Raw genomic sequence first — 19,736 nt, 5'->3', positions numbered from 1 at the left:
CGTCAGGCGCCCGGCGCGGCGTGAATGATGGACAGGAACGCGTCCGGCTTCAGGCTGGCGCCGCCGACAAGCGCGCCCCCTACGTTGGGGATAGCCAGAATCGATCCGGCGTTCCCAGCATCGACGGAACCACCATACAGAATCCGGAGAGTTTTTCCACTCTCGTTGAACTGGCGCACCAGTTCAGCGCGGATGAAGCCTACAGTCGCCTCAATATCTTCGCTGGTCGCGGCGAGGCCGGTGCCTATCGCCCAGACCGGCTCATAGGCGACGACGCCGGTGAAACCGTCCGGCAGCGACCCCTTGATCTGCCAGCCGAGGACGCTTTCCGTTTCCCCGCTCTGTCGTTGATCTTCGGTCTCTCCGATGCAGATGATTGGCGTCAGTCCGGCCTTGGCGGCGGCGACGGCTTTCTCGCGCACTGTTTCGTCGATCTCGCCGTGATCACGACGACGCTCCGAATGCCCGAGGATAACGTAAGAGGCGCCCGCGTCCGAGAGCATCTCGGGAGAGGTGTCGCCCGTGTGTGCGCCGCGCTCCGCCTTGTGGCAATCCTGTGCGCCGAGGGCGACGGGCGCGCCTTCAAGCTGAGAGCCGACTAACGCTAACTGGGTGAAGGGCGGGCAGATCGCGACGTCAACGCCAGCGGCGGGTTTCTCGCGCAACCCGTCCAGGAGCGCATTGACGCGGGCGGCGGAGTCGGCGCGCAGGCCGTTCATCTTCCAGTTTCCGACAACGAGTGGCCTGCTCATCCGACGTCTCCCCTCCACGCGCTCGTCTTCTGGCGCGCCTGTCTTTCCCGCGTCCCGTCTTTCCGCGCGTCATGTTTGTTCGACAATGCGTAATCCACTGCGGCGCGATCGGGCAAGCCGGGGGTAAATGCGCGCCGCCTGAACTTGTGGCGCAGCTTGTAAGCCCCGCTTCTGGTCAACAGGGCGAGGGATGAATAAGGTGCGCCGCCCGGACGCTTCGCGTCATCGCAAGCCGCCCGGCATCCTTGATACGTCAAACCGCCCGGACTGCTTCCCTTATGATCTCGTTTCTGCGCCGTTTCGTCGTCGACTCATGGGTCGGCCGGGTCCTCGCTCTGGTGATCTTCATCGCATTCGTCACTTGGGGTGTGGGTGACGTGATCAGCAATCTCGGGGATGATCCGTCCGTCGCCGCCAGCGTAGGGTCGCGCAAGATTTCCTCTCGCGAACTGGCGACGGCGCTGCAGGCCGAACTGCCGCAGATGGCGCAGCGCATGGGCGCGCCCGATATCAAGAACCTTCCGCCCCAGTTCCGCAATCAGATGGCGCAACAGGTGCTGCAACGGCTGATTGGCCAGGCGCAGGTGCTGGAGGCTGGAGCGGCGATGGGTCTCGTGGTCCCCGATTCCGCCGTCCGTGAAGAAATTTTTGCGATGCCCTACTTCAAGGACAAGGACGGAAAGTTCGACCGTAAATTGTTCGACTCGCGTATGGCGCAGGCAGGCATGACGGAGCAGCGCCTGATCGGTCTCGTGCGCGACGACCTCGCCGGCCGTGGTGTGCTCGACGCTACTCTATCCGGCGCTCATGTCCCCGACGTGCTGGTGAGCCGGACATATGGCTTTGAGACGGAGACGCGCGTTCTGGACGTGCTTCACATTCCGTTTGCGTCCGAACCGATGCCGCAAGACCCCGACGACGCCACTCTGCGGCGGTTCTATACGAACCACCCGTGGCTGTTCGTCAGCCCGGAACTTCGTCATGCAAGAGTTGTCGTTCTGTCGCCCGACACGGTTGCGTCCACCGTGTCTGCGACCGACGAGGAAATGCATCGTCTCTATGACGCGCAGAAAGAGCGGTTCCATCTGCCGGAACTGCGCAGCGTTCAGCTTGTGACGGCGCCCGACGAGACGCAGGCGCAGGCGATCGCAACAGTATGGCGCGGCGGGGCGACCTGGGCCCAAGTACAGGCGGCGGCGAAGGACAGCGCCGCCGTGGAGTTCGACGACGCGCGCGAAAGCAGCCTGCCGTCGGAGGCCCTGCAGAAGCTGGTCTTCTCGGCTCCGGCCGACACCGTGCAGGGGCCTGTGAAGGTCGATACCGGCTGGGTGGTCTTCCATGTGGTCAAGGTCACGCCGCCCAAGGATACGGGCTTTGACGACGCGAAGGCTTCGCTGAAGGATCAGATCGTCAAGGCGCGTGCGCCGGAGACGGTGAACGCCAATGTGAAAAAGCTGCAGGACGCGATCGCCGGAGGCGGACTCGACGCGATTCCATCCGACCTTGGGGCGGCCGCCGCTGCGGGCACGCTGGATTCAGCAGGCATGACGAAAGACGGCGAGCCCGCGCCCCTGCCCGCGTCCGGTGCGCTTCGGGACGCTGTCGTGGCGCGCATTTTCTCGCAGGCGAAAGGCGCGCCTCCCGTGCTGACGGAAGCGACCGCTCCGGCGAAGCAGGGGCAGCCGGGCCAGTCGCTTGGCTGGTACGCCGTCTCAGTCGACGACGTGACGGTGAGTCAGCCGGTGCCGTTCGATCAGGCTCGTGCTCGCGTAATCGCGGCGTGGCGGGACGAGGCGCGCAGGCATGCGGCGGACGAGCAGGCTACGGGCCTGTATCTGGCCGCCCAGCAGCAGGGCGGCATTGCGGCCGTAGCTCCCACGGGCGCCGACCTCAAGAAGGGCGTCTTCGCGTCGCGCGCGCGGCCGCCGGAAGGACTGCCGGAGGATTTGGCGCAGACGGTGCTGAGAATGCCTGCCGGGCGTAGCGTCATGGGAGAAGATTCGGAAAGCTACATCGTCGTGACCGCGACGGCCGTGCAGCATCCTGATCCCGCCGCCGACTCACTCGGGTTCGGGCGCGTTCGCGACGGGTTGACCGACTCGCTGACGTCAGATCTGACCGGGGTGCTGACTAGGTCGCTGGGCGAGCGTTACAAGGCGAAGATTGTTCCCGCCGGGGTGAAGGCGGCGCTTGATATGGCGGGCTTCGGAGACGGCTCCTGATGCGTTTGACGAGCTTTTCTTCTCCCACTCGCGCCGAGTGTGCGGAGGCCTGGGGACGAGGCGAAGCCACGGTGATCTACGCCGTGGAAGCGGCGGACCTACTGACGCCTGTCGCCGCCTATATGCGGCTTGTCGCATTGAACCGGCAGGGTGGACGTAACACGCTGCTGCTTGAGTCGGTCGAAGGCGGCGTGTCGCGCGGACGCTATTCCGTGATCGCGCTAGAGCCTGATCTCGTATGGCGCTGCCACGACGGAAAAGCCTCGATCAATCGGACGCCGGGCGCCGACCCGGAGGCGTTCGCGCCGCTGGAGACCGCGCCGCTGGACAGTCTTCGAGCGCTGATCCATGAGAGCCGCCTTGAGTTGCAGGACGGGTTGCCCCCGATGACGGCGGGGCTGTTCGGATATCTCGGTTACGACATGGTTCGCCAGATGGAGCGGCTGCCTGACGCGCCGCCCGACGATCTCGGATTGCCCGAGGCGATCCTCATGCGGCCGGGTCTGTTTGCGATCTTCGACTCGGTGACTGACGAACTGATCCTCGCAGCGCCAATTCGTCCCACCGAGGGCTCGACGGCCGAAGCCGCATTCGATCGCGCCGAGGATCTGATCGCCCGCGCGCGGGCCAGTCTCGCCGCTCCTCTGACGCCGCCGCAAGATCCGTATGTCAGCGCCATCCAGCCGCCGCGTTCGACGTTTTCGGCGGCGGAATTTGAGGCGATCGTCGCGCGTATTCAGGAATATATCGCGGCGGGCGATGCGTTCCAGGTTGTGCCTAGCCAGCGCTTCACTACGGAATTCGGGCTGCCGTCACTGTCGCTTTATCGCGCGTTGCGGCGCGTCAATCCGGCGCCGTTTCTGTTCCATCTCGATTTCGGCGGGTTCTCTCTGGTTGGATCGTCGCCGGAAATTCTGGTCCGTCTGCGCGACGGCAAGATGACGGTGCGTCCGCTGGCGGGCACCCGCCCGCGCGGCGCGGACGCCGCGGAAGATCTGCGCCTCGAACAGGATCTGCTCGCTGATGAGAAGGAGCGGGCGGAGCATCTGATGCTGATCGACCTCGGGCGTAACGACGTTGGACGCGTCGCGGCGCCAGGATCGGTGAAGGTCACGGAGAGTTTCGTGATCGAGCGTTTCAGTCACGTCATGCACATATCATCGACGGTCGAAGGTATGCTTCGTCTCGAACTGGAGGCGCTCGATGCGCTGGTCGCGGCGTTTCCGGCAGGGACTCTGACCGGGGCGCCGAAGATCAGGGCTATGGAGATCATCGACGAGGTCGAGCGCTCACGACGTGCGACCTATGCCGGTTGCATCGGGTATTTCGGTGCGGGCGGGGACATGGACACCTGCATTGGCCTGCGCATGGCGGTGGTCAAGGACGGGAAGATGCACGTTCAGGCCGGATGTGGCGTCGTCGCGGACAGCGTGCCGAAGCTGGAGCGTGAGGAGACGGAGCACAAGGCGCGTGCTTTGTTCCGTGCTGCTGATGAGGCAGTGCGCGTCGCCATGCGAAACAGGGGCGACTGAGAATAGGTTCATATGAGGGCCGGAGCGCGCTTTCGGCGGTTGTTTTTGGTCCCTCGCCGAAAAAGCGAGCCCCAGAGTTACTTGCCTCGCAATAGAAGCCGTCTCTGTTTTTATTTTAGTAAGGCGTTGGGAAGAATTTTCTTAGCCAACAGGCTTTATGCCGCGCATGGGTTGAGCGGATCATTTTAGAGTAGTTGATAAGAATAAAAAAAATTGATGGGTGAGGTGATAGTCGCGTTTTAAACTCATGAAGTTTTTAGAGAACGAGCCATCAAAGGCTTGAGTCGTAGCGTTTCGCCAAATTTCACAGTGACAAACTCAAGCCGACCTTCGTAATTCTGCGCGCTTCGTGCCTATCTTAGTCCCGTTTGACTGGCGGAACGCCGCACGGATTTTTATGTTTGTATCGATACAGGCCGCAATGAGTATATTTCTTTATTGTGGCTTTTGTTGCTGTGGCAATGGCGAGCGTAAGCGCATGTCGCGCATGCTCAATCGAAGATTGAGGTTCTATCGTGCCCGTCACGCTTGGCGATCTTGGTCCGCGCATATGCATTCTGGGACCGTCCAATAGCGGCAAATCGACGCTCGCGGATATGATCGCCCGATCCCGAGGACATGCGCCAATTCATCTTGATCAACTTTATCACTTGCCGAATACGGATTGGCGCCCGAGGCCTGTCGAAGAATTCGTAACCCTTCACGATGCGGCGATCGCTGATGAGCGTTGGGTCATGGATGGAAATTATTCCAGGTGCATGCAGCAGCGTTTTGCCCGTTCTACCGGGGTAATTTTGCTTGATGTTTCAACTGTAATCAGTCTGGTCCGCTATCTTCGTCGATCATGGGGGAAGCGTGATCGTATTGGTGGACTGGATGCTGGGGCGGACAGCGTCAAATGGGATATGATTCGCCACATCGTCGGTGCAGGACGGGAAAACAGGAGACGATATCGGTCTATGTTGGCGGGGGTATCCACGCCGACGATTGAACTGACGTCGTTGCGCCAGATAACTCGCTTCTGCCAGCAGCAAGGGCTCTCGCGGGGGACGTAGTCGCAGTGCGCCATCGAACTTCTTGGCTGATGGCTGGTCATGATCCTGCTCGTGATTGTGACGTCACTGTGCAGCTGTGTGAATGGTGATTCATATATCTTTTGATCAGATTTTTGCGGGAACTGGCTTTGTGGAAGTTGGTTGCCGAATTTGTGATTTTTATTGTAAATCCCGTGAAAATTTATGGAGGATTGTCTCTTGCGCGAACAATTGGGCGACAGCGCGGAAGTATCTCCTCAGCCGGATTAAGATCGTGGGCCCATCATGCACTCGCTATCAAATCGCGTGGATATATTTTCTCTTTATTTTTCCTGTTCGCCGCCGCGAGAAAATTTCCTTCGTATTTTTTTAAAATCGCAGATAATGGAAGTTTCGGTCAGCAAACGCTCTATGCGGGTGATAGTAATTCGGATTGCAGTTTCATTACCAAACGAAGAATCGGAACAAGAGGTTGCTTCCCGTCGATGTGAATCCATTCGTCGAGCGCAGTTCGAAATGCGGCTATCCCTGAACGTGCGGCGACACGCGCCGAGAGCGCCCGGTCGTCTGATGGCGGTAGCCGTCGGGACAGGGCATTGGCGAGGCTGTCCTCCCACTGCGCGTATTTCCTCAGGCTGACAGGCTGAAGCGCAGGCGTGCGTTCGATGAGCACGACGAAAGCCAGCGCCTTCGCTTCAGTAGGCGCAATGTGGGGAATCACAGCTTCCAGCGCATGCCCTATCAACGTCTGAGCGGAACATCCGTCGGGACAGGCGTCCACCGTGGCGGCCAGAACGGACGTCATCTGCAGCGTCCAGGCGGTGACGATGTCCGCTTTGGTCGGGAAATACCGAAACAGCGTTCGTCGCGAAATTCCCGCTGTGGCTGCTATTTCATCCACAGTCGTCTCATCAAAGCCCTGACTGGAGAGCAGGGACATCGCGGCGTCTACAAGCGCGTCGTGCGTTTCGATGCGACGTTGTTCACGTCGGGACAGAGGGGAATCAGGTGACGAGGGCAAAATCTGTGGCTCCATGCTGGTCGTTCTTTTGAAACGCTGTCGTTCGTCTCGAAAGGCTGCGTGCGGAAAACCGCAGTCAACGGCCAGCGAGAATATCATGTGCTAGCGGAGCGGGATTGCTCGGCGACACGGCGTCGAAGCGCGCCGTAAAATTAACTCCTCTCTTACTGCGCTACTGCGGGCGATGGGCTGTAGAATTGGTCACCTGTTTAGGCGTCGCCCGAATGGGCAGCTGTTCAGGTTAAAGCGTCGGGCTGGCGGCGTGTCTATGCAACAATTCGTTTGCGGGGACAGCTGTCAATCGCGCCCCTGAGTAGGGTCTGCGGTCCTCCCCCGAATCTCGATGGTCTATATTTTTACTGTGGTCCAAATTTATACATAAGTATTTTCGACAGTGAGCAAGGTGGAAAGCTTTTCTGTAAGATCTCTTCTCTTTCTGGCATGAAATGGGCGAGTTTCTGCTACGATCACTACCGTAACGATCAACAACGCAGGTCGATATCCTCAGGGGGCGCCAATGTCAGCAACGCTTCAGTCCTCGCCGTCGAGTGCGCCTCTGTTGCCGAGAGGCTGCACTTTCGAGCCAGCCGACTGGCGCATACTCGCCGGCTGCTGGCATCCCGTGGCGCTGGTTCGTGACATCGGAGCCAAGCCGCTGAGTGTGACCCTGCTGGATGCCCCCCTCGTGGTCTATAGAGCCGGCAAGGAAATCGTGATCGCCGACGATCTCTGCCCACATCGCGGCGTGCCCCTTAGTATGGGCGTCGGCGATGGGGAAACCGTAGCCTGCGCTTATCACGGGTTCCGGTTTGGGGAAGGGGGGCGTTGCGTTCGCGTGCCGGCGCATCCAGACAGCGGCATCCCGAAGAAGCTGAATCTGAAGACGTACCCTGCTGTTCAGCGCTACGGGCTGATATGGACCTGCCTTGCGCATGAAGGTGCCGCGACTATTCCTCCAATGCCGCATTGGGAGGATGAGGGGTTCCAGCGGATTACCTGCCCCTCGATCGACATCGCAGGCTTTGCGGGGCGACAGGTGGAGGGGTTTCTCGACGTTGCGCATTTCGCCTTCGTCCATACGGAGACGTTCGCCGACCCGGAGAACGCTGTCGTGCCGTCATATACGCCGAAGTTGACGGAGGACGGGTTCGAGGCCGAGTACCGCAGCAGCGTGGGCAATTACCCGATCGGCCACTCCGATTGGCGATTGCCAGGATTTGAATGGCTGCGGCATTTTCGTCTGCATACGCCCTTCACAGCCACGCTGGAGATACATTTCCCTCGTGACGGGAGATTGGTCATTATGAATGCGGCATCGCCTGTTTCCGCGCGCATGACGAGAATGTTCGCGCCGATTTGCAGGAATTTCGATACGGATCAGTCTGTCGATGCAGTCTATGAGTTCAATCGGCGCGTATTCGAGGAGGACCGGGCGCTTGTTGAAGCGCAGAAGCCTGAAAACCTCCCGCTCGACATCGCTCTGGAAGCGCATGTGATGGCTGATCGCAGTTCAATCGCCTACCGTCGATCATTGAGAGCAATGGGCTTAAGCCACTTTTTCATCGCTTGACATGCGCCATCGCGATGTGTGCGATTTCGGCGATTTTCTGAAAGCGCTTTTTTTGAATTGGGGGACATTTTTACGCAAAGACGTTTTTATTATATTATACAATAACGAATGTTGTTTGAAAAAGTATATTCCGAGAATAATTGTGCTTCTATTTGATAATTTGGCGCGTCGTCAGTCTTGAAACACTGCTCGGACATCGGAGCCTTGAAAACGGCGAAGAAGATTGTGGTGTCCTACGCACGTACCGAGCGGCGGGCAACTCATTGAACCATTGCCACTTTGGCATGTCGGGTAAGAAAACATCAGAGTAGGACAGTGGACGGCGTTGTCTTGGACATTGCTGCCCTCCTCAATGACAATAGCCTCCGTGTCGTCGCGTAAGACAGCGCCGCACCTGATGCTTGCGCAAGCCCTCACAGTGATCGAGCCAATTAGAGTGGTATTCTCGGCAACGAAGCCTACGTGCGGTGAAATGTCTGGGATTCGGCGTCAAGTTCGTGGAGCATGCCGTCGCTCCGCATCGGCGCTTTCGTCCGGAGGACAATCTTTACGCACGGATTGAAGTTATCTGAAGAAAAGCGGCGCCGACGATCTGGAAATCCTGTAGCCTCAAGGTGAGAATCTGCCGTTGCTCTGATTGGTTGAAAATACAGGTAGAAAGTGGATCGCGGAAAACTATGACGACCTTGGCGAGGTCCGCCTTCTAAAGTGCTTTCTGGAAAAATATTTTCACCAGCGGCGATCTTTTGCCTCTGAGCCTAGATTGGGCCTGAAAGTAATTGCGGACTTAGGGAGTGTCGTTCAGTTTCACGAAAACCATTAAGCGTGTCGCTTTACGGGTTCGGAAAGCATGGCATCAATCTGCGCCGCTGATCCGGGCCGCCCAAGCATGAACCCTTGAATGAAGGGGATATCATTGTCACGTAGCCACTCCAGTTGCTCGTTCGACTCCACGCCCTCGGCGACCACATACACATTCATATCCGATGCGAGACGGGCGATGGTGCGGACAATAGCCCCGACCTTCCTTGACTGAGGCAGGTCCCTGATGAAGCTGGCGTCGATTTTTATGCCGTCCACATCGAAGCCGCGCAGATATGTCAGTGACGAATAACCGGTTCCGAAATCGTCCAACACAATACGGACGCCCATCCGCCTGATGGCGTCGAGCTGGCTTACGGTTCCTGCGCTGGCAGCGAGGAAGACTGTTTCGGTCACTTCCAGAATTAAACGCTCAGGCTGGATGCCTGTATCCCTGATGCAGGCCCGTAATACCGGAACGAAACGCCCGGAGTGCAACTGCCGAGGAGACAGATTTACCGCAACCGGGATGGGCTCGCGCCATGTCATGGCTTCAAGGCAGGCGGCGTAGAGCACAAATGCGCCGAGTTCCTCGATCAGGTCGTTCGTTTCGGCGATGGCGATGAATTGTCCGGGGGAGAGAACGCCGCGCGTCGGATGTTGCCAGCGCACAAGCGCTTCCGCCGAGACCACTGCGCCGGTGATCGTGTCCCGCACCGGCTGGTATTGGAGAAAAATCTGATGGCTGTCGAGCGCGGTGGAGAGTTCTAGGCTCAGGCGCATACGACCAAGATATTCCGTCTCCATCCACTCGTTGAACATGACGCATACATTTTTGCGTTCTTTCGCCTGGTAGAGCGCGAGATCCGCGCGGCGAATCAGTAAATCCGGGCTGCCTCCATGTTCCGGGAACAGGGTCACGCCAATGCTTGCGCTGGGCTCCAGGGACATCTCGTTCACACGATAGGCCTCATGCAACAGGATGTTGAGTTCGTTGCTGACGCTGAGGGCGGTAGCTTCGGTGGCGCCGGAGAGCAGCACAGCGAATTCGTCTCCGCCGAGACGTCCACCGAAATCATTCGGTCCCAGGGCGCCGCGTAACCGCTGACTGATAATGCGTAACAGGCTGTCGCCGATGGCGTGTCCCAAATCGTCGTTGACGCGCTTGAAGTCGTCGAGATCGATTAACAGCAGGGCGAAAGGTTCGCCTGCGAGGCATATCTCGTTCACACTTTCGACAAAGGCGCGGCGGTTCAGCAGGCCGGTCAGATCGTCATGTGTGGCCAAATATTGGATGCGTTGCTGCGCTTCCCACTTCTCCGTGATGTCGGAACCTATGCCGCGAAAGCCGTTGAACAGGCCATCGCGGTCATGAGACGGATGGCCGGTCAGGCTGATCCGGCGTGGGCGTGCCTCGTCTGGAACCAGAACGATGAGGTCACGAAATGCGGTGTGGTCGGCGAGCAGCGAGGCCAGACTCCGCTCCTCTCCGGGCGCATTGACGAGGTTAAGTTCGGCGAACGAGCGCCCTTCAAGATCCTTGGTTTTTGCGTCGATAAGTAACAGCCACATGCCGGCGCTGACGTTGCGAAGTCGGCCGCTGGCGTCGGTTTCCCAAGTCCAGTCTGTGGAGACTTCCTCATATTCACGCAGGAAGATGTGCAGCGTTTCATGTTGTCGCTCGAGATGCAGACGTCCTAACGAACGGTCGAGAAGCAGCTTGTTCATGTAAACAAGCCCGACGAAGACGAACGCCAGAAAGCCGAGAAAGGAAAAGATCGCGACACCCTGCATCGGCTGCAGGTCGATAAGGATCGCGCATGAGCAGAATAGCGTCGTGGGGATATAGAATGCGAGAGCCGCTCCGATGGGGACGCCCAGCATCGAGCTGGAAAGCAGGCCCATGATCAGGCCGATGACGATCCCGTGTTGATCGGGGCGAGCGCGAAGGGCCATCAGGTTTGTATAGGCGCCCCACGCGAACGCCAGCATGATCAGAATCCAGAAGGCGGCGTTGATGAAAGCCGAGTCTTCCTGATCGCGCCTCCAACGCCATGAAGTCGCTCCCAGAGCCGTGTAGAGCGTGACGATCAGCCCGCACAAAAATGCGGTTGAGCGATCGAACTGTTCGCGAAATCCGAAGGTGAAGAGGAGGCAGCTTCCAATCCCGAGACCGATGAAAAGAATGACCATGTCCGAGAGAATCAGGGCCTGTTCGTGACGCAGAGCGCGACGGTTCTCTCCCGCCTGACTCAGGCGAAAAAAGCGCCAGATTCTCGGGAGGTTCCCGGGGTAACGGAGGTGGATATCGTCAGCCCTGTCTTTCATAGTTTTCGTCCGAGCATCGCTTTAGTCAGCTTGGGGAAAAACATGGCCGTCTGATGCCGGTATTCCATATATCCAGCCGCCAGCGCAGAAGACGAGAAACGACGCTCCTCCGAACGCGCCAGCAGCGCGTACCAACCGATAAATGCGCCGCACACAAGCCATTGAACGCCCCCGACGCCGACAGCGGAGGCGACCCAGAAAATTATATAGGAAAGGTAGAACGGGTGGCGTGCGAACGCGTAAGGGCCGTGACGATAGAGTGTGTCCGCGTCAGCCTTCGAGTGCGCGATGCGCGGAGGCAATGCGCGGGTGGTTCTTGCCGCCCACCAGAAGAGGGAGAAAGACGCCCCGAACAGCGCGATCGCAATCGATGTCGCGCCTTCTGTCAGAATGTCTTCATGGCGAAGGCAGAGAAGAAATGTTGCATATCCCAACGCATTGACGACAGAGAGCGCCTTCATGCTCCAAGGCGTGCCGGCGCTTTTGCGAAAATGGGCGACGACGCCCCACACGAAAGAAGCGAACGGCGCCAGAGAGGTAAGCGCCAGAAGAGTCGTCCCCATGGTCATTGCGGGGCCAAGAGCGCAAGCGCCACGGGCTCGCCGGAAAGAAAACCCTCGAGTGGACCGGTTGCGCCCGCAAATGGATCGAGAATTGGATACGTAAGGCGAGTCACGTCGTAACGTTCGCGGTCGCAGGCCATCAGCAGCATCGGACAGTGCAGACCGGGATAAGGGCGCAATCCAGTTTTGGATGAATATCCGAGGCGCTGGTAGAATGAGACGTGTTCCTCGCGAACACAGGCTAGCAAAATCTCCGCGTCGGCGGCGATGCCGATATAGGCCGCCATGCGGTAAAGCATGAAAATCAACCCTGTGCTGTTCAGCGCTGACGGGCTGCGAACAAGGCGGGTGGTCTCCACTGCGCGAAATCCTCCATGGCCGCTGGGCCTGTTGCCGGCGAGAATACGCTCCACCTCTTCAGGGAACGCATGAGAGGCGGGGGAGGCGCCGCGCTGTCCTCCTCTAGTCGTCAGCAGGCAGGTCCTAACTGACCCAACGGGCACGCCAAATCGATACAGGACCACTGTGCGGCTGTTCGGAAGGGAATCGTATTCATCAAAGAAAAGTTCGTCGTCATTGGGGGAAATGTAACCAAAGTACAAATAGCTTTCGTAACGCAGCCGAAAGGCGTCCTGACGCGTTTTCGGGTCCAGCGCTATACGCGCGACGTAATTGGATGTGTGCGATGAGGCCAGAAATGGGGCCAGAGGGTGATCCGCGGAATTAATACGGGCGTTTTGGACTGGGGACATATTCGGTCGTCCCTGTCTTTGGTTTCCCACGAGCATTGTTCCCTCGGCTCCGACTGCGGTCATCGGATAAACGAAAGTTTGGAAAGAATGGTTGATCTGAATCTGGTCAAAACGGCTAATGAATTCAAATCTCTCAACGAAGGTGAGATTCTGAACGGTTATTTAGACGGATTCTACGGCGGACCAAAGCCCGGATGCGATTCGTCGGAATCTTATCGTGGTGGCTGGGCCGACGGTCGGACAGATTCTGGACTGGAGCCGGCAGCTGAGACACGGTGTTCGGACGCCGGTCCGTTCGCCATGTCCTGATTGATGTGTTTTATATTTATGGTTTCTATTGCAGTTGAAAACTGAAGGTGGCGTAATTCGCCCTCATATATCGTCGTCGAGCAAAACAAAGCAGCGCGGAGCGATCGGCTCCTATATTTTCTGAAGCCAGACAGAGGATCGCGGGAACGCAGATATTGTAAATGGCGTCGGTGCAGAAACTATTATTAATATAAATATTCAATAAATGGCTGTGTTTTGAGGATAAAATGATAGAAATGGCCAGTTCACGTCCCGCGTTTGCTGTCCTCGATCGCCTGCCGAGCCGCCGTGGCAATCTGATCGACCCGCTCGTTCTCGGCGACGCCTGAATGACCGCGCACCCATTTCCAGGTCACCTGATGCTTTTTGTCGGCGTCGAGAAGCCTGCGCCACAGATCCATGTTCTTGACAGGATCCCCCGCAGCATTCCGCCAATTCCGCCTTACCCAACCGGTATGCCAGCGCGTGATGCCGTTTTTGACGTATTCGCTGTCGGTGTGCAGGTTGACGACGCAAGGGCGGGTCAACGCTTCAAGAGCCTCACATGCAGCCGTCAGCTCCATGCGGTTGTTCGTTGTCTCAACCTCGCCGCCCGACAACTCGCGCTCCCGCCCCTTGAAGCGCAACAACACGGCCCATCCGCCGGGGCCGGGATTCGGTTTGCAGCCGCCGTCTGTCCAAACTTCGACCACGGAAGCGGCGTCTTCAGCCGACAGCGTGGACGCGTCACCGCCCTCAAGATCTGTGCTTTCAGACACCGTAGGCTCCGATCGTCGGGGTGGCGAGGTGGAAGCGGAGCCGTCTGACATAAGCCATCGGGTCCTTGCGCGTCACCAAGGCCTCGGCGGGCGTGTTGAGCCAGTCGTACAGGCGGGTGAGGCTGAAGCGCATCGCGGCTCCGGCTGCCAGCACGGGGAGCGCTTCGCGCTCCGCCGCTGACAGTGGTCGCACACTTTCATAGCCTTCCAGCAGGCGACGAGCGTAGGTCACGTTGAAATCGCCCAGATCGTCGAAACACCATGCGTTGAGACAGATTGCGACGTCGTACGCCAGCAGATCCGTGCATGCGAAATAGAAGTCGATCAGGCCGGAAAGCTCATCGCCGAGGAAGAAGACATTGTCAGGAAAAAGATCGGCATGGATATGTCCGTGCGGCAAATCCGGTCGCCCGGCCACACCGGGCCAATGAGGCAGAATACGGTCCAGAGCCGCTTGCAATTCGTCGATCAGGCCAGGAAAGGCAGATGAGGCCCGCTCATTCTTCGCGCTAGCCCTCAGCAACGGCGGCCATGCTTCCGGCCCAAGTCCGTTGGCTCGGACAGGCGCGTAACCGCTGCCAGCGAGATGAAGGCGGCCAAGAGCGGCGCCAAGAGGCGCGCAATGATGCGCGTGCACCTGTCGAGGCCACACGCCGGAAAGAAACGTGGTGATGGCGGCCGGACGTCCGGCCAAGTGACGTAGCGCCTCGCCGTCGCGTCCTGCCACGGGCAACGGGCAATTCAGTCCCTGCGCCGCAAGGTGCTGCATCAGGCCCAAGAACCAGGGCAGATCGCCGGGATCGACCCGTTTTTCATAGAGCGTCAGGATGAAGTCGCGCTGAGCTTCATCATGCGCTGTGCGCAAGACGAAGTTGCTGTTCTCAACGCCTTCGGCGATCCCGCGAAAGGCCACCAGACCGCCGATGTCATATTCGGTCAGGAACGCCGCCAGAGCGTCGTCACTGACATCCGTGTAAACCGCCATGCGAGTCCGGCGATCAGCCGAGCGGGGCGGGAAGACGGAAAGTGACGTTCTCTTCCTTCACCGTCCGTTCCTCAATCTTCAGCGTGTAGCTTTTGGCCAGAGCCGTGACCATTTCCTGCACGAGAGCCTCGGGGGCGGACGCCCCGGCGGTGATTCCCAGTGTCCGTACGCCTTCCAGAACCGACCAGTCCAGCGCTGCGAGCTTGGGGACAAGCAGCGCGCGCTTCGTGCCGGAACGTTCAGCGACTTCACGCAGGCGCTGGGAGTTGGAGGAGTTCGGCGAACCGATGACGATCACCAGATCGCAGTCAGGAGCGATCGCTTTGACCGCTTCCTGCCGGTTGGTCGTCGCGTAGCAGATGTCCTCGCGCTTCGGGCCTTCGATCAGGGGGAAGCGTGAGCGAAGAATGTCCACGATCTCGGCGGTGTCGTCGACCGACAGCGTCGTTTGCGTGATGAAGGCGAGGCGCGCCGGGTCGGCGGGCTGCACAGTGCGGGCTTCCTCCGCATCATTGATCAGTGTGACGGCGCCGGGTGGCAATTGGCCCATGGTGCCGATCACTTCGGGGTGTCCGGCGTGACCGATCATCAGGATGTGGCGCGACTCGGGACCGCCATCGGCGTAGTGGCGTTCGGCCTCACGATGAACCTTGGAGACGAGTGGGCACGTCGCGTCCAGATACAGCAGGTTGCGTCGCGCTGCCTCTGCCGGGACGGTCTTGGGAACGCCGTGCGCCGAGAAGACGACGTGGCCGTCGGCCGGAACCTCGTCCAGCTCTTCGACGAAGATGGCGCCTTTGGCTTCCAGCTCTTCGACGACCGTGCGGTTATGCACGATCTCGTGGCGGACATAGACCGGAGCGCCGTAAGCGCGGATGGCTTCCTCAACCACGCGGATGGCCCGGTCCACACCGGCGCAGAAGCCGCGCGGGCCCGCCAGAATGACCCGTAGATCGCGCGCCGCGCCAGCCGTGGCGCGGTCGTCGTCGGCAAGGGTGTCAGAGACGGTGAGCTGATCGGGCATTGTCTTCCCCAGGCGGTCGGCGGACAGGACGAACGGCCGCCGAGAAACGGTCGGGGCCACACTGCAAGATGGGTTTGTCCTCGCCCTACGGCAATACGCGCCTCTTGTGCAAGCGGTAACGGGCGCCGGACATGTCTGCGGGCGGTGGGCGACGTCTCGTCAGGATGGCGTCGACAGGGGTTTTTCGCCATGAAGGCGCGCTGACAAGATGGACGGGTTTTCATGTCGTGACATCTGTTGAATAGTCGCCATCTGTGAAGCGCATGGCGAAGCCCGTATGCTCTTCCGAACGTTATGCATGTTTCTTCAGAGGTCGCCCGTTGCATTGGATCAGTCGCCAGCGCGTCGAACGCCCGTCAGTCCGGACCCTTTCATGACAGCTCCAGCCACTCGGATTTCGGTTATGTCTCGCTACACGGAAACCACTGAATTTTTCTTCGCCGCCCGCCGTGCAGGCTCATACGTTCGACGCAGGGGGCTGCCTGCCACGCTGGCGTTGGCGTCGTGCTTCGGCATCGCCGCCTGCGGCTCGGACGACGCGGACATGCGTTTCGCTCCGACATGCCCGACGCCGCACATTCCGGCTGAGGTGGGAGATTATTACGCCTATGCTGGTGGCAAGACAGATTTTGCGCATCTGATCATGCGGGCGAGCATCACGCGCCTGGGCGGCGACTGCATCGCGGGCGGCCCCAAAATGCTGAAGACGAGGGTGGGTCTGCATATCGTTGCGCGTCGCGGCCCTGCGCCGTGGACAGGCGACCTGACGTTGCCGTGGTTCGTAGCTGTGGTTCACAATGACAAGATCGTCGGCAAGCATGTCTTCATCCAGCCGGTAACGTTCCCTGCGAACGCCTCAACCGTCGAATTCGACACGCCTTTGACCACGGTCGACCTTCCGGTGAAGCCGACGAACGGCGACAACGATTATCGATTCGAGTTGGGATTTCAGCTTACGCCAGCGGAGCTGGCCTATAATCGCGACCATGGCGTCACCGCAGCCTTCAAGTGACGCTGCCGGGCGGAAGCGCTGGGGCGATTGCAAAATAGTGTAACCACGCCCTGCGCATGCGTATTCCCCTGGCGGGTTTATTAGCCAGCTTGGGATGGGCCAGTCTCTCGGACGTTCAAACACCATTGCCCTTGCGTTCAGCCCCGGATGCAGCGCCTCATGCAACCGGAGCGGAATTGCCACGCAACATGCGTTGCTCTGCTTGTCGTTCCATCGGGCGTGCCTGAATCGATGAGGAACGGCGAAGCGAATTTTCGGAGCGTTATTAAGATGGCAATGAGCTGCGGAACTGCGCACATGGTCCGGTCGTGCAGCAGGTTTGAGCCATATCCGAGTGTTTGTGTTTCGCGTTCGATTGTCGCTGGCATGGAGGAAGATACGGTTTTCGTTCGGTAACATCACCACGCACGGACGCGAACTCGTTCTGATTGCGTAGCGTCAACTCTTGAAGGCGAATGTCGTCTGACCGACCGAAATCACCTGCACGGGCACGGATGTGCACCCGTGCCGCGGGCGCACATTTACCGTGAGGCCCGAGTGAGCCGATAGGCCGTCAAAACCGGAAAATGAAGTTCGACTGATAATAAGTGCCGCTGGAAGCTCCCGCGCGCGCCATGCCGGAAGAAACCATGAAGCGCGAAACATACTGCTGCCACGTAACATGTGGAAGGATTTGCCATGTTAGCGACGCCTGCGGCGCCATGCCGATGAAGCCGCCACGCAACTGATGTGCGAAGGTGTAGCGTCCTGAGCTCATATATACGGCGTCGTTGGTGCTTTCTCGCCACAGCAGAGGGTATTTGACCTGCACAGAAACCTGCTTGAATGGTGAGAAACGCACCAATGGGGCAAGGCTGACAAGGTTCGATCCCGAAATATAGGTTGTGGTGTCGAGGTAGTTCGTCTGGGGGTTAAAGGGGACGATAAATGTGCCGACATCCCCGGTTTTTCTGGCGTCGTCGCCACCCGAGTAAAGATCCGTCTGCAGGCCCAGAAAGGGGCTGGTCGCCAACTTGAGCCGATAGCCGATCAGTGTATTCAGGGCGAATGCGTTCACTGACCGAGGCTTATTGGAACTGGCGTATTGGAAAACGCCTCCCTGCCATGTGCCGCCAATCGAGAATTCGATGGGTCCCGCGACGCCGTAGTAACGTCCGCCGAAATTGTTGCGTGTGGTGGAGCCCGATGACGAGCTCGTCGCCGTGGCTATGGCCGCGCCAGATCCTGCGAGTTTGTAACCTATGTAATAGAGATCCAGAAACGAATAGCCGTCGCCGCCGAGAAAGCGAAAATCTGGCGGCGCCCAGGTCATGTCGACTCCGTAAAGGCGATTTTTGTAGTTTTCCGTGTCCTGGAACATTCCGGTCTGGGAGTCGTCGGTCTGCACGAAATCGTAGGCGTCGATGCGAAAACGAGACCATATGGAATAGGCGCGAAAACCGTTCCACGATAGCGGAACGTTGGGCGTTTCACGGTTGTAGAGCAGGTATGTGGGGGCGTCCAGGAACTGCTGGCGACCGAAGAGAAAGCCTGCGCGCGCGCCGAGAAATTTTCCGCTGAGCTCTACGAACGCCTGCTGCACGTCGAGACGCTTGCGATAGGTCGTCCCGTAGCCGTAGGCAGCCCATCCCGCAGCGTCCCCGTTAACCAATTGGCCAAAGAAGCGCAGATGGGAGCCCAGATGCAGGTCTGCGCCATAGAGATTGCGCACGCCAAAACGGCCGGAGTCATTCGGCTTTTTTGTTCCGAGCATCGGCCTTGTTTCGAACCAGTTGCGCAGTCGCGTCTCGCCCGAGAATGAAAGCCAGATAGAGCCGCTCTCGTTGAGCGGGACGTATTTCAGCCAATCGAAAGGATCGCCCTTGCGGACATGATGGGGTCTGATGCCGGTCCAGTCCTGTCCCCAGGGAGTCATGCCGGAAGGACCGAAGCCAGAGGCTTCCCCTGTGCCGCGATTGAACACGAGGTTGTTGCCGTATGAGGTCGTGATTGTCGTCAGCGGCTGCCCGGGGAAGCCGGCATAAGGTATCCGCCCTATCGGCGTGCGTCGTACGGTACGCGGCGCCACGACTGACGTTGTTGTCGGGATGCTGGCGGGGATAGCGGCCGCTTGTGTGGAGGGCGATTGGACGATCTTGCCAGGCGACCGGTGTGTGGTCGCCGCATGTGATGCGGTTTGGGCGACTGCGGCGCTGCAGGACATTGCGATTGTGGCGACGGTGAAGGCCGAGAGACGGGGGAGGATATTATTCACTACTGATCACCGTTATATATGCAATATGCGACGCTGGTTAATGGCATTTTGCATTGTGTAATTAACAACGCAATATAGTGGTGAAAATAATATTTTATCGACGCGTCGCGTAATGTTTCGGTTTATGGCGAGCTTGGCGGGTTGAGAATTTTCCAAACACAAAAGGAGAATTTTTTATATATATTTGAAAATAAATGAAAATTTATTGGATTCGTGCTTTAGATAATTAGGTAAATTATATACTATAATAAATAGTGAATTTCGGGACGACAAGTGCAGATACAGTTACGGACGCCGCCGTCGCGCCAATTCTGTTCGCGTAGTGACGAGGCTCGTATTGATTGTGGCGTGAGTTACTCGCGCTGCGTGCGCGGTGCGGGCGACTTAGAGTGTCGGTGGGTATTTTTCGCGACGTCCGAGATTGCCTCGCGCACCCGGATTCTATCAAAATATGTCTGCACGCGCCTGCCCGGCATAGGCGGGGCTTATTGGCAGGAAAGGCGCGTAGCCGCGCGAAACTGGTAGAGAGAAGCGGTTATCCGGCATGGGTACATGCAAGGGCAGGGTTCGTCACCTATCCGTTTTGGCCATAGCCTGTAACACGACACCCATACGCCGCCCCGGCTCTCTGAGGTGCGCCCGTTGCCGCATGGCTGGAAGAAAGCTAATCGGGAGGGAGATCAAAGCTGGATCGAGGTGGCGGCGCATCTCGCGTCGGATACGATCGGCTATATCAGCGGAGCCGGTCGTCGGCGCCGACGCAAGTGTATGGAGTATTCTCTGCGTGCGTGAGCCTCCCACGAGACCCCGGTCTGCCGA

At 58.8% G+C, this 19,736-nt stretch carries 15 protein-coding genes; 5 read left to right on the top strand and 10 right to left on the bottom strand.

Annotation, left to right across the window (positions count from 1 at the left end):
- Positions 1-2 precede the first annotated feature (2 nt).
- Complete coding sequence (tpiA, locus tag J2D73_RS12000) at positions 3-752, bottom strand: triose-phosphate isomerase (RefSeq protein WP_207881796.1); 750 nt, start codon at positions 750-752, stop codon at positions 3-5.
- Positions 749-1,009 carry a hypothetical protein gene (locus tag J2D73_RS11995; RefSeq protein WP_207881795.1) on the bottom strand — a complete coding sequence of 87 codons (261 nt, stop codon included), beginning with the start codon at positions 1,007-1,009 and terminating at the stop codon, positions 749-751. The genes tpiA and J2D73_RS11995 overlap by 4 nt, the downstream gene beginning before the upstream one ends.
- Before the next feature lie 21 nt (positions 1,010-1,030).
- Here J2D73_RS11995 and J2D73_RS11990 point away from each other — a divergent pair, with 21 nt between their 5' ends.
- The 3 genes from J2D73_RS11990 (at position 1,031) to J2D73_RS11980 (ending at position 5,561) form a co-directional block, all read left to right on the top strand.
- Entirely contained in the window at positions 1,031-2,974 is a 1,944-nt protein-coding gene (locus J2D73_RS11990; protein ID WP_207881794.1) for a peptidylprolyl isomerase, read from the top strand.
- Complete coding sequence (trpE, locus tag J2D73_RS11985) at positions 2,974-4,506, top strand: anthranilate synthase component I (protein ID WP_207881793.1); 1,533 nt, start codon at positions 2,974-2,976, stop codon at positions 4,504-4,506. Before J2D73_RS11990 ends, trpE begins: the two co-directional genes overlap by 1 nt.
- A 515-nt stretch (positions 4,507-5,021) precedes the next feature.
- Positions 5,022-5,561 (top strand): P-loop NTPase family protein, encoded by a 540-nt coding sequence (locus tag J2D73_RS11980; protein WP_207881792.1) that lies wholly within the window; start codon positions 5,022-5,024, stop codon positions 5,559-5,561.
- Between the two features lie 388 nt (positions 5,562-5,949).
- Here the strand turns inward: J2D73_RS11980 and J2D73_RS11975 are convergent, their stop codons facing one another.
- Positions 5,950-6,576 carry a TetR family transcriptional regulator gene (locus J2D73_RS11975; protein WP_207881791.1) on the bottom strand — a complete coding sequence of 209 codons (627 nt, stop codon included), beginning with the start codon at positions 6,574-6,576 and terminating at the stop codon, positions 5,950-5,952.
- A 502-nt stretch (positions 6,577-7,078) separates the two neighbouring features.
- On the opposite strand from J2D73_RS11975, the gene J2D73_RS11970 reads away from it, so the two are divergent.
- Positions 7,079-8,131 (top strand): aromatic ring-hydroxylating oxygenase subunit alpha, encoded by a 1,053-nt coding sequence (locus J2D73_RS11970; protein ID WP_207881790.1) that lies wholly within the window; start codon positions 7,079-7,081, stop codon positions 8,129-8,131.
- A gap of 819 nt (positions 8,132-8,950) precedes the next feature.
- Here J2D73_RS11970 and J2D73_RS11965 read toward each other — a convergent pair.
- From J2D73_RS11965 to ispH, 6 genes are all read right to left on the bottom strand, one after another.
- Entirely contained in the window at positions 8,951-11,260 is a 2,310-nt protein-coding gene (locus tag J2D73_RS11965; protein WP_207881789.1) for a putative bifunctional diguanylate cyclase/phosphodiesterase, read from the bottom strand.
- The gene (locus J2D73_RS11960) at positions 11,257-11,829 is read right to left on the bottom strand and encodes a methyltransferase family protein (protein ID WP_207881788.1); all 573 of its coding nucleotides are present in this window, start codon (positions 11,827-11,829) and stop codon (positions 11,257-11,259) included. The genes J2D73_RS11965 and J2D73_RS11960 overlap by 4 nt, the downstream gene beginning before the upstream one ends.
- Positions 11,826-12,575 (bottom strand): N-acyl amino acid synthase FeeM domain-containing protein, encoded by a 750-nt coding sequence (locus tag J2D73_RS11955; RefSeq protein WP_243429896.1) that lies wholly within the window; start codon positions 12,573-12,575, stop codon positions 11,826-11,828. Before J2D73_RS11955 ends, J2D73_RS11960 begins: the two co-directional genes overlap by 4 nt.
- 554 nt (positions 12,576-13,129) lie before the next feature.
- The gene (gene rnhA, locus J2D73_RS11950; RefSeq protein ID WP_243429905.1) at positions 13,130-13,600 is read right to left on the bottom strand and encodes a ribonuclease HI; all 471 of its coding nucleotides are present in this window, start codon (positions 13,598-13,600) and stop codon (positions 13,130-13,132) included.
- A gap of 34 nt (positions 13,601-13,634) precedes the next feature.
- On the bottom strand, positions 13,635-14,627 hold the full coding sequence (locus J2D73_RS11945; protein WP_207881786.1) for a homoserine kinase: 993 nt from the start codon (positions 14,625-14,627) through the stop codon (positions 13,635-13,637).
- Positions 14,628-14,640: 13 nt separating this feature from the next.
- Positions 14,641-15,651, bottom strand: coding sequence for a 4-hydroxy-3-methylbut-2-enyl diphosphate reductase (gene ispH, locus J2D73_RS11940; RefSeq protein WP_086644355.1), 1,011 nt, complete (start codon positions 15,649-15,651; stop codon positions 14,641-14,643).
- Between the two features lie 403 nt (positions 15,652-16,054).
- On the opposite strand from ispH, the gene J2D73_RS11935 reads away from it, so the two are divergent.
- A complete protein-coding gene (locus tag J2D73_RS11935) occupies positions 16,055-16,663 on the top strand; it encodes a hypothetical protein (protein ID WP_207881785.1) in 609 nt (202 codons plus the stop codon).
- 553 nt (positions 16,664-17,216) lie between these two features.
- Here the strand turns inward: J2D73_RS11935 and J2D73_RS11930 are convergent.
- Entirely contained in the window at positions 17,217-18,866 is a 1,650-nt protein-coding gene (locus J2D73_RS11930; protein WP_207881886.1) for an alginate export family protein, read from the bottom strand.
- Between the last annotated feature and the right edge of the window lie 870 nt (positions 18,867-19,736).

Origin of the sequence: Acetobacter sacchari (assembly GCF_017377715.1) — a bacterium.
Taxonomy (GTDB): domain Bacteria; phylum Pseudomonadota; class Alphaproteobacteria; order Acetobacterales; family Acetobacteraceae; genus Acetobacter; species Acetobacter sacchari.
This window is presented reverse-complemented; position numbering and strand designations above follow the sequence as displayed.

Excerpts from the sequence above, each read along its gene's own strand:
- tpiA (WP_207881796.1), bottom strand. The coding sequence starts at position 752 with ATGAGCAGGCCACTCGTTGTCGGAAACTGGAAGATGAACGGCCTGCGC.
- J2D73_RS11990 (WP_207881794.1), top strand. The coding sequence starts at position 1,031 with ATGATCTCGTTTCTGCGCCGTTTCGTCGTCGACTCATGGGTCGGCCGG.
- trpE (WP_207881793.1), top strand. The coding sequence starts at position 2,974 with ATGCGTTTGACGAGCTTTTCTTCTCCCACTCGCGCCGAGTGTGCGGAG.
- J2D73_RS11975 (WP_207881791.1), bottom strand. The coding sequence starts at position 6,576 with ATGGAGCCACAGATTTTGCCCTCGTCACCTGATTCCCCTCTGTCCCGA.
- J2D73_RS11970 (WP_207881790.1), top strand. The coding sequence starts at position 7,079 with ATGTCAGCAACGCTTCAGTCCTCGCCGTCGAGTGCGCCTCTGTTGCCG.
- J2D73_RS11965 (WP_207881789.1), bottom strand. The coding sequence starts at position 11,260 with ATGAAAGACAGGGCTGACGATATCCACCTCCGTTACCCCGGGAACCTC.
- J2D73_RS11960 (WP_207881788.1), bottom strand. The coding sequence starts at position 11,829 with ATGACCATGGGGACGACTCTTCTGGCGCTTACCTCTCTGGCGCCGTTC.
- J2D73_RS11955 (WP_243429896.1), bottom strand. The coding sequence starts at position 12,575 with ATGTCCCCAGTCCAAAACGCCCGTATTAATTCCGCGGATCACCCTCTG.
- J2D73_RS11945 (WP_207881786.1), bottom strand. The coding sequence starts at position 14,627 with ATGGCGGTTTACACGGATGTCAGTGACGACGCTCTGGCGGCGTTCCTG.
- ispH (WP_086644355.1), bottom strand. The coding sequence starts at position 15,651 with ATGCCCGATCAGCTCACCGTCTCTGACACCCTTGCCGACGACGACCGC.
- J2D73_RS11935 (WP_207881785.1), top strand. The coding sequence starts at position 16,055 with ATGTCTCGCTACACGGAAACCACTGAATTTTTCTTCGCCGCCCGCCGT.
- J2D73_RS11930 (WP_207881886.1), bottom strand. The coding sequence starts at position 18,866 with ATGTCCTGCAGCGCCGCAGTCGCCCAAACCGCATCACATGCGGCGACC.